Source organism: Nonomuraea sp. NPDC049784 (assembly GCF_040659615.1).
Taxonomy (GTDB): Bacteria; Actinomycetota; Actinomycetes; order Streptosporangiales; family Streptosporangiaceae; genus Nonomuraea.
The window spans coordinates 1-7,929 of the sequence record NZ_JBFAMX010000488.1; the positions used below are offsets into that span (position 1 = coordinate 1).

6 protein-coding genes and 1 rRNA gene are annotated in these 7,929 nt (G+C 70.8%); 6 read left to right on the forward strand and 1 reads right to left on the reverse strand.

From position 1 onward, the window contains the following. A 23S ribosomal RNA gene (locus AB0J09_RS48990) occupies window positions 1-91 on the reverse strand; the annotation flags it as partial. A 41-nt stretch (window positions 92-132) separates the two neighbouring features. Here AB0J09_RS48990 and AB0J09_RS48995 point away from each other — a divergent pair. The 6 genes from AB0J09_RS48995 (at window position 133) to AB0J09_RS49020 (ending at window position 7,867) form a co-directional block, all read left to right on the forward strand. Next, window positions 133-933, forward strand: coding sequence for a hypothetical protein (locus AB0J09_RS48995; protein WP_360707673.1), 801 nt, complete (start codon window positions 133-135; stop codon window positions 931-933). 140 nt (window positions 934-1,073) lie between these two features. Beyond that, window positions 1,074-1,712, forward strand: a complete 639-nt coding sequence (locus AB0J09_RS49000; RefSeq protein WP_360707675.1) for a TetR/AcrR family transcriptional regulator — start codon at window positions 1,074-1,076, stop codon at window positions 1,710-1,712. Between the two features lie 53 nt (window positions 1,713-1,765). Further along, a complete protein-coding gene (locus AB0J09_RS49005; RefSeq protein ID WP_360707684.1) occupies window positions 1,766-3,298 on the forward strand; it encodes a carboxyl transferase domain-containing protein in 1,533 nt (510 codons plus the stop codon). After that, a complete protein-coding gene (locus tag AB0J09_RS49010) occupies window positions 3,295-5,202 on the forward strand; it encodes a biotin carboxylase N-terminal domain-containing protein (protein WP_360707677.1) in 1,908 nt (635 codons plus the stop codon). Before AB0J09_RS49005 ends, AB0J09_RS49010 begins: the two co-directional genes overlap by 4 nt. Next, window positions 5,199-5,960, forward strand: a complete 762-nt coding sequence (locus AB0J09_RS49015) for an enoyl-CoA hydratase-related protein (protein WP_360707680.1) — start codon at window positions 5,199-5,201, stop codon at window positions 5,958-5,960. The genes AB0J09_RS49010 and AB0J09_RS49015 overlap by 4 nt, the downstream gene beginning before the upstream one ends. Further along, window positions 5,957-7,867, forward strand: a complete 1,911-nt coding sequence (locus AB0J09_RS49020) for an acyclic terpene utilization AtuA family protein (RefSeq protein ID WP_360707682.1) — start codon at window positions 5,957-5,959, stop codon at window positions 7,865-7,867. The genes AB0J09_RS49015 and AB0J09_RS49020 overlap by 4 nt, the downstream gene beginning before the upstream one ends. The last annotated feature ends 62 nt before the right edge of the window (window positions 7,868-7,929 follow it).

Here is a 7,929-nt window from a genome sequence, read left to right on the forward strand (position 1 = left end):
TGGCGACTCCCCGAGGCTTAACGCAGCCTCCCACGTCCTTCATCGGCTCCTGATGCCAAGGCATCCACCGTGTGCCCTAAAAAACTTGGCCACAACCTCTCCCTCTCCGGAGCCGCGGCCGCCGCCCTCCTCGTGGTCGTCGGCGCCGTGGTGGTCCAGGCGAACAGCCGGGAAGTCCCGGTGGTGGCCGTGGGCAACTCCTCCAACAACACCAACGGCGACGGCTCAGGCGCGGGCCAGCCCGTCGACCCCCCGTCCACGGACGCCCCGCCCCCGGCGGTCCCCACCGGCACCGTGGCCCCGGTGCCCACCTTGGACGTCGAGCAGCCCTCGAAGACCCCCAAGACCACGAAGCCGACGCACACGCAGGAGCCGGTCTCCCAGGTCCCGAACCCGGTCACCAATGTCCCCAGCTCCAAGCCCACGACGACCCGGTCAGAGCCCAAGCCGACCTCGACCCCGACCAAGAAGAAGACGAAGTCACCGACCCTGATCGATCCTGAGAGCCTGGATACGGGCGGCCCGTCGGATTCTGACTCCGCGTCGACCGCGTCCACCGCTCCCAAGCCGACCACCAAACCCACCAGCAAGCCCACTGCCGCGACGAAGCCGAACCCCTACAAGGCGACGTCCGTGTGCGGCTCCGGCTACAAGGTCATCGACTCGCACGCGCTCGAAAACGCCACTATCTACCTGCTCTACAACACGAGCGCGGGCAAGAACTGCGTGGTCACCATGTCGCGCCTGCTGTGGCCCGGCAAGGTCTCGATGAATGCGATCCTTCAGGTGAAGGGCGGTTCCAGCGCGAGCAACCCCGGTAAGTTCAGCGCCTACGCCGGCCCGGTTCGCCTGCCGTCCAAGGCGAAGTGTGTGATCTGGGGTGGTACGTTCTCCACGCAGAGCTGGAAGTCGGGCTGGAGCCACTGCTCCTGACGCACACCGATCGCCAACTGGCGTTGAGCATGCAGAGACGCTCGGCTGGACATCCCAGTCGGGCGTCTCTCGCGTTTCTGGAAAGCAGGTGAACGCGGGAAAGGGTGACCCGGACGCTTCGCTGCGCTAGCGTAATTGACGTGATCGTCAGATCCTCGGTGGCGACGTCCAAGGGGAGGCGGACCCGGGCCGCGCTGTTACAGGCTGGGCGCGAGGCGTTCGAGGAGCACGGGTATGACGCCGTGCGGATCGACGACGTGTGCGGGCGGGCCCAGGTCTCCCATGGCACGTTCTACACCTACTTCGGCTCCAAGGAAGCGCTCTTCCGCGAGGTGGCGGGGGCCGTGGTCGGGGAGATGTTCGCGGCCAGCGTCGTCGGCGCGGCGGCGGCGCCGGACGATCCGTACGCGCGCATCGAGGCGGCCAACCGGCTCTACCTGCGGGCCTGGGCGACCAACTCGCGGCTGGTGCGGATGGTCGAGCAGGCGGCGAACTCCGACGAGCGATTCGGGAGGTTGCTGCTGGAGCTGCGCGAGGTCTTCGTGCGGCGGGGCGCGGAGGGGCTGAGGCGGCTGCAGGAGCAGGGGCTGGCCGATCGGGAGCTGGATCCGCGGCTCACCGCCGTCATGCTGGGTGGGATGGTGGAGCATTTCGCTCACGTCTGGCTGGATCTCGGGGAGCAGGCCGGCGAGCAGGTGGCCGTCGATCATCTGACGCGGTTGTGGGCGCGGGCCATCGGGTTGACGGCCGCGTCAGCTTCGCAGGAGGAGGGCGCGTGATCAGGAGCAGGCTCGACCCCGAGAGCGCCGACTACCGCAGTCGCCGCGAATCCATGCTCACCAAGCTGAGCGAGCTAGACGCCGAGCACGCCAAGGCGGTGGCCGGGGGCGGCGAGAAGTACGTCGAGCGGCATCGCAGGCGCGGCAAGCTCCTGGCCAGGGAGCGCGTCGAGCTGCTGGTCGATCCCGACTCCCCCTTCCTGGAGCTGTCGCCGCTAGCCGCCTGGGGCAGCGAGTTCCCCGTGGGGGCCGGCATGGTGTCGGGGATCGGGGTGATCGAGGGCGTCGAGTGCGTGATCACCGCCAACGACCCCACGGTCCGCGGCGGCGCCTCCAATCCGTGGACGCTGAAGAAGTCCCTGCGCGCGGCCGACATCGCGCTGCAGAACAGGCTCCCGTACGTGAACCTGGTCGAGAGCGGCGGGGCGGATCTGCCGAGCCAGAAGGAGATCTTCATCCCAGGTGGGCGGATATTTCGGGACCTGACCCGGCTGTCGGCCGCGGGCGTTCCGACCGTCGCGCTCGTGTTCGGGAACTCCACGGCGGGCGGTGCGTACGTGCCCGGAATGAGCGACTACGTGGTGATGGTGCGGGAACGAGCGAAGGTGTTCCTGGGCGGCCCGCCGCTGGTCAAGATGGCCACCGGGGAGGAGTCGGACGACGAGTCGCTGGGCGGCGCCGAGATGCACGCCAGAACCAGCGGCCTGGCCGACTACCTGGCCGAGGACGAACACGACGCGCTGCGGCTCGGGCGGCAGATCGTACGTTCCCTCAATTGGCGGAAGAAGGGCATCACCCCGCGGCCATCGCGGGAGCCGAGGTATCCGGTGGACGAGTTGCTGGGGATCGTGCCCGAAGACCTGAAGGTGCCGTTCGACCCCCGTGAGGTGATCGCGCGGGTGGTGGACGGGAGCGAGTTCGAGGAGTTCAAGCCGCTGTACGGCGCCTCGCTCGTGACCGGCTGGGCACGCGTCCACGGCTACCCGGTGGGCGTGCTGGCCAACGCGCGCGGCGTGCTGTTCAGCGAGGAGTCGCAGAAGGCCACCCAGTTCATCCAGCTCGCGAACCAGTCGCGCACTCCGCTCCTGTTCCTCCAGAACACGACCGGTTACATGGTCGGCAAGGACTACGAGCAGGGCGGCATCATCAAGCACGGCGCCATGATGATCAACGCCGTGTCGAACTCGACCGTGCCCCACCTCACCATCGTCATGGGCGCCTCGTACGGCGCGGGCAACTACGGCATGTGCGGGCGCGCGTACGAGCCCCGCTTCCTGTTCAGCTGGCCGAGCGCCAAGTCGGCGGTGATGGGGCCCGCGCAGCTCGCCGGGGTGCTGTCGATCGTGGGCAGGGCGTCGGCGCAGGCCAAGGGGCAGGTGTACGACGAGGAGGCGGACGCGGCGATGCGCGCGATGGTGGAGGCCCAGATCGAGGCGGAGTCGCTGCCGTTCTTCCTGTCGGGCCGCCTGTACGACGACGGGGTCATCGACCCGCGCGACACGCGTACCGTGCTGGGCATGTGCCTGTCGGCGGTCAACAGCGCGCCGGTGCCGGAGCCGGCGGGATTCGGGGTGTTCCGGCCATGATCACTCGTCTGCTGGTCGCCAACCGGGGCGAGATCGCCCGCCGCGTCTTCCGTACGTGCAGGTCGCTCGGCATCTCCACGGCCGCCGTCTTCTCCGACCCCGACGCCGACGCGCCGCACGTGGCCGAGGCCGATCTGGCGGTACGACTGCCCGGCGCCCGCCCGGCCGACACGTACCTGGACATCGGACGCATCCTGGACGCCTGCCGCGCCACCGGCGCGGACGCCGTACATCCCGGATATGGCTTCCTGTCCGAGAACGCGGACTTCGCACGGGCCGTGCTGGAGGCCGGGCTGGTCTGGGTGGGCCCGCCGCCGGAGGCCATCGCCGCCATGGGGTCCAAGATCGAGGCGAAGCGGCTGATGGCGGAGGCGGGGGTGCCCGTGCTTCCTTCGCTCGATCCGGAGGCGCCCGGGGAGTTCCCGGTGCTGGTGAAGGCGTCCGCGGGCGGGGGCGGGCGCGGCATGCGGATCGTGCGCGAGGCCGGGGAGTTCGACCGCGAGCTCGAGTCGGCGCGCAGGGAGTCGGCGGCGGCGTTCGGGGACGGGACCGTCTTCGTGGAGCCGCTGCTGGAGGCGGCCAGGCACGTCGAGGTGCAGGTGCTGGCCGACCGCCACGGGACCGTGTGGGCGCTGGGCGAGCGGGAGTGCAGTGTGCAGCGGCGGCACCAGAAGGTCGTCGAGGAGTGCCCGTCACCCGGGATCACGGCCGAGCTGTGGGAGCGGCTGTACGAGGCGGCGGTCAGGGCGGCGCGGAAGATCGGCTACGTCGGGGCCGGGACGGTGGAGTTCCTGGTCAAGGGCGATCGGGTGGCGTTCCTCGAGATGAACACCCGGCTCCAGGTCGAGCATCCGGTAACCGAGCTGGTCTACGGGGTCGATCTCGTACGGCTGCAGCTCGTGGTGGCCGAAGGGGCTCCGCTCCCGGCGGAGCCGCCCTCGCCTGCCGGGCATGCGGTCGAGGTGCGGCTTTATGCGGAGGACGGGGACTATCTCCCACAGAGCGGGGTGTTGCGGCGGTTCGAGGTCCCCGGGGATGTGCGGGTGGATTCGGGGGTGGAGTCCGGGTCGGTGATCTCGCCGTACTACGACCCGATGCTGGCGAAGATCATCGGGTACGGGTCGTCGCGGGCCGAGGCGGTGCGGAAGCTGGTCGCGGCGCTGCGGCGGGCGAGGCTCCACGGACTTGCCACCAATCGCGATTTATTGGTGAAAATCCTGATGAACCCGGCGTTTGTGGCGGGCGACACCCACACCGGCTTCCTCTCCCCGGACGGCCCGGTGCACGGCGTCCACCCCGGACATCCCCAGGACACGACGGCCCCAGGCCACGCGGGGCGCGAGCAGCTGCCGGTGCTGGCCGCCGCCCTCGCCATGGCCGCCGCCAACCGCCGCCGGGCGAAGGTGCTGCCGGGCCTTCCGAGCGGCTGGCGCAACGTACGCTCCCAGCCCCGCCGCGCCCGCTTCGAGGAGGCCGAGGTCGTCTACGACCCGCTCCCCGACGGCGTCACCATGATCAGCGCGGAGCCGTACGAGGTGGTCCTGGAGAGCGGCGGCGTCCGGCAGACCTTCCAGGTGGCCCAGTACGACGAGGACGGCAAGGTCTACGTCGACCACGCCGGCGGCTGCGCCGAGCTGACCCCGGTCCCCCGCCTCCCCGAGCCCGTCGAGCACGTCGCCCCCGGATCCCTGCTCGCCCCCATGCCGGGCAGCGTGCTGCGGGTCGAGGTGGAGCCCGGCGACCGGGTGGTGAAGGGGCAGGCGGTGCTGGTGCTCGAGGCGATGAAGATGGAGCATCGGATCGCGGCGCCTTCCGACGGAGTGGTGTCCGGCGTACACGTCGAAAAGGGCCAGCAGGTGGAAGCGGGCGCGGTGCTGGCGATCATCCAGGAGGGGACTTCATGACGAGCCTGGTGCACAAGGACCTGGCGGGGGGCGTCGCGACCATCACGCTGGACTCGCCGCCCAACCGCAACGCCCTGTCGGTACGACTCCTCGCCGACCTGGCCGACCGGCTGCACTGGGCGCTGGCCGAGCCGGAGGCCAGGATGATCGTGCTGACCGGCACAGGGAAGGTGTTCTGCTCAGGCGCGGACATCAAGGAGCAGAAGGCCTCCGGCGCGCCGGTGACGGCGTCGTTCCCGGAGATCCTCACGCTGATCTGGGACAGCCCGAAGCCGGTCATCTGCCGGCTCAACGGCACCGCGCGGGCGGGCGGCCTGGGGCTGGTGACGGCGTGCGACTTCGCGATCGCGCCGCTGACGGCGTCGTTCGCGTTCTCCGAGGTACGGCTCGGGGTCGTGCCCGCCATGATCTCGGTGCCCGTGCTGCGCAGGGTCGAGCCCAGGGCGGCGGCCGAGTACTTCCTGACCGGCGAGGTGTTCGACGCCGCTCGCGCGGCGGAGATCGGCCTGATCTCGCGGGCCGTGCCGGAGGAGGAGCTGGACGCGACGGTCGCCCACTACGCGGAGCTGCTGATCCAGGGCGCGCCCGAGGCGCTGGCCATCACGAAGCGGTTGGTCAGGGAGGTGCCGGGGATGCCGTTCGAGGAGGGGCTGCGGCGGATGACCGAGTTGTCCGCCGAGCGCTTCACCTCGGAGGAGGGACAGGAGGGCATCGCGGCGTTCCGGGAGAAGCGCCCGCCCAAATGGGCCGTGCGATGACCCTCCGGATCGCGAACTGCAGCGGCTTCTACGGCGACCGCCTGTCGGCCGCCCGTGAGATGGTCGAAGGCGGGCCGATCGACGTTCTGACCGGCGACTGGCTGGCCGAGCTCACCATGCTCATCCTGGCCGGGAACCGCCTCAAAGGCCGCCCGGGATACGCGCCGACGTTCCTCCGGCAGCTGGAGGACGTGCTCGGCCCTTGCCTCGATAAATCCATAAAAATCGTGACAAACGCGGGCGGCCTGGACCCCGCCGGCTGCGCCGAGGCCATCCACGCCCTGGCCGGCCGCCTCGGCCTCTCCCCCACGATCGCCCACATCACGGGCGACGACCTCACCGGCCGCCCCCTGGACCTGACCAACGCGGACACAGGCGAGCGGTTGGACGCCACCCCTCTGACCGCGAACGCCTACCTCGGCGGCCGCCCGATCGCCGCCGCCCTGTCGGCGGGCGCGGACGTGGTCGTGACCGGCCGCGTGACGGACGCCGCCCTGGTGACGGGCCCGGGCATCTGGCGGTACGGGTGGGGGCCCGGCGACCTGGACCCGCTGGCGGGCTCGGTGGTCGCGGGGCACATCATCGAATGCGGCTGTCAGGCGACGGGCGGAAATTACGCGTTCTTCCAGGACGTACCGGACCTGGCGCACTGCGGCTTCCCGCTCGCGGAGCTGCGCCCGGACGGCTCCGCCGTGATCACCAAGCACCCGGGCACCGGGGGGCTGGTCTCGGTCGGCACGGTGACGGCGCAGCTCGTGTACGAGCTGGGGAGCCCGCGCTACCTGGGCCCTGACGTGGTCGCCCGGTTCGACACGATCACGTTGGCCTCCGACGGCCCCGACCGCGTCCTGGTCTCGGGCGTCCGCGGTGAGCCGCCACCGGACACGTTGAAGGTGGCCGTCAACTACCTGGCGGGCTACCGGAACACGATGACCCTCGTCCTGACGGGCCTGGACATGGAGGCCAAGGTCCGGGCGGCGGAGGAGGCCCTCTGGGCCCGCATCCCCCGGGACTCGTTCGACCAGGTGGACGTGACGCTGGCGGACTCGGGCCTGCTGCGGATCACCGTCATGGACGCCGACGAACGCCGGGTGGGCCGCGCCTTCTCCTCCGCCGTGGTGGAAACGGGCCTGGCCAGCTACCCGGGCTTCTACGCCCTCACCCCACCGGGCAACGCCTCGCCGTACGGGGTGTACTGGCCGGTGCTCATCCCGGCCTCGGAGGTCCACCCACGGATCTTCCTCAACGGCAAGGAACTGCCCCAACCCGCCCCCGCCTCCGGCGACCAAGCGGCGAGACGTTCAACGGACACGGCGCAAGCACCGGACGACGCACGCGCCGTGCGGACATCGGACGCGACCAGGGTGGCGACCGCGGCACTCGCAGCGGAAGCGGCGAGCGCAGGACGTGCGCCGAGCAACCCGGGCGCGGCAAGCGACGCACATGCGGCAGGCGAGGCGCCCGAGGGCGGGGGCACGGGCCACGCGCCGGGCACTCTCACAGCGCCGGGTCGGTGGGACGGAGTACGGCGCAGTTCGGCGCCCGTGGACAGCGAGCAAGGGAGCGCGCACGGCGCCGTACGGGTGCCGTTGGGGCGGATTGCCGGGGCGCGGTCCGGGGACAAGGGCGGGAACGCCAACCTGGGCGTCTGGACCGACACGCGAGAACGGTACGACTGGCTGGCGACGTACCTGACCCCGGACGCCCTCAGAAGCCTCCTACCGGCCCTCGAACACCACCGCATCGACCGCTACGAGCTCCCCAACATCAAGGCGCTCAACTTCGTCATCCACGGCCTGCTCGGCAGGGGCGTGGCGGCGAGCCCGAGGATGGACCCCCAGGCGAAGGCGCTCGGCGAGGAGTTGCGGGCGAGGGAGGTCGACATTCCCCCGCACCTGCGAGGCTGATCGCCGACGGCATCCCCGGCGGCTACGAGGCCGGCCGCCGGCGACATCCTCCGGCGGCTACG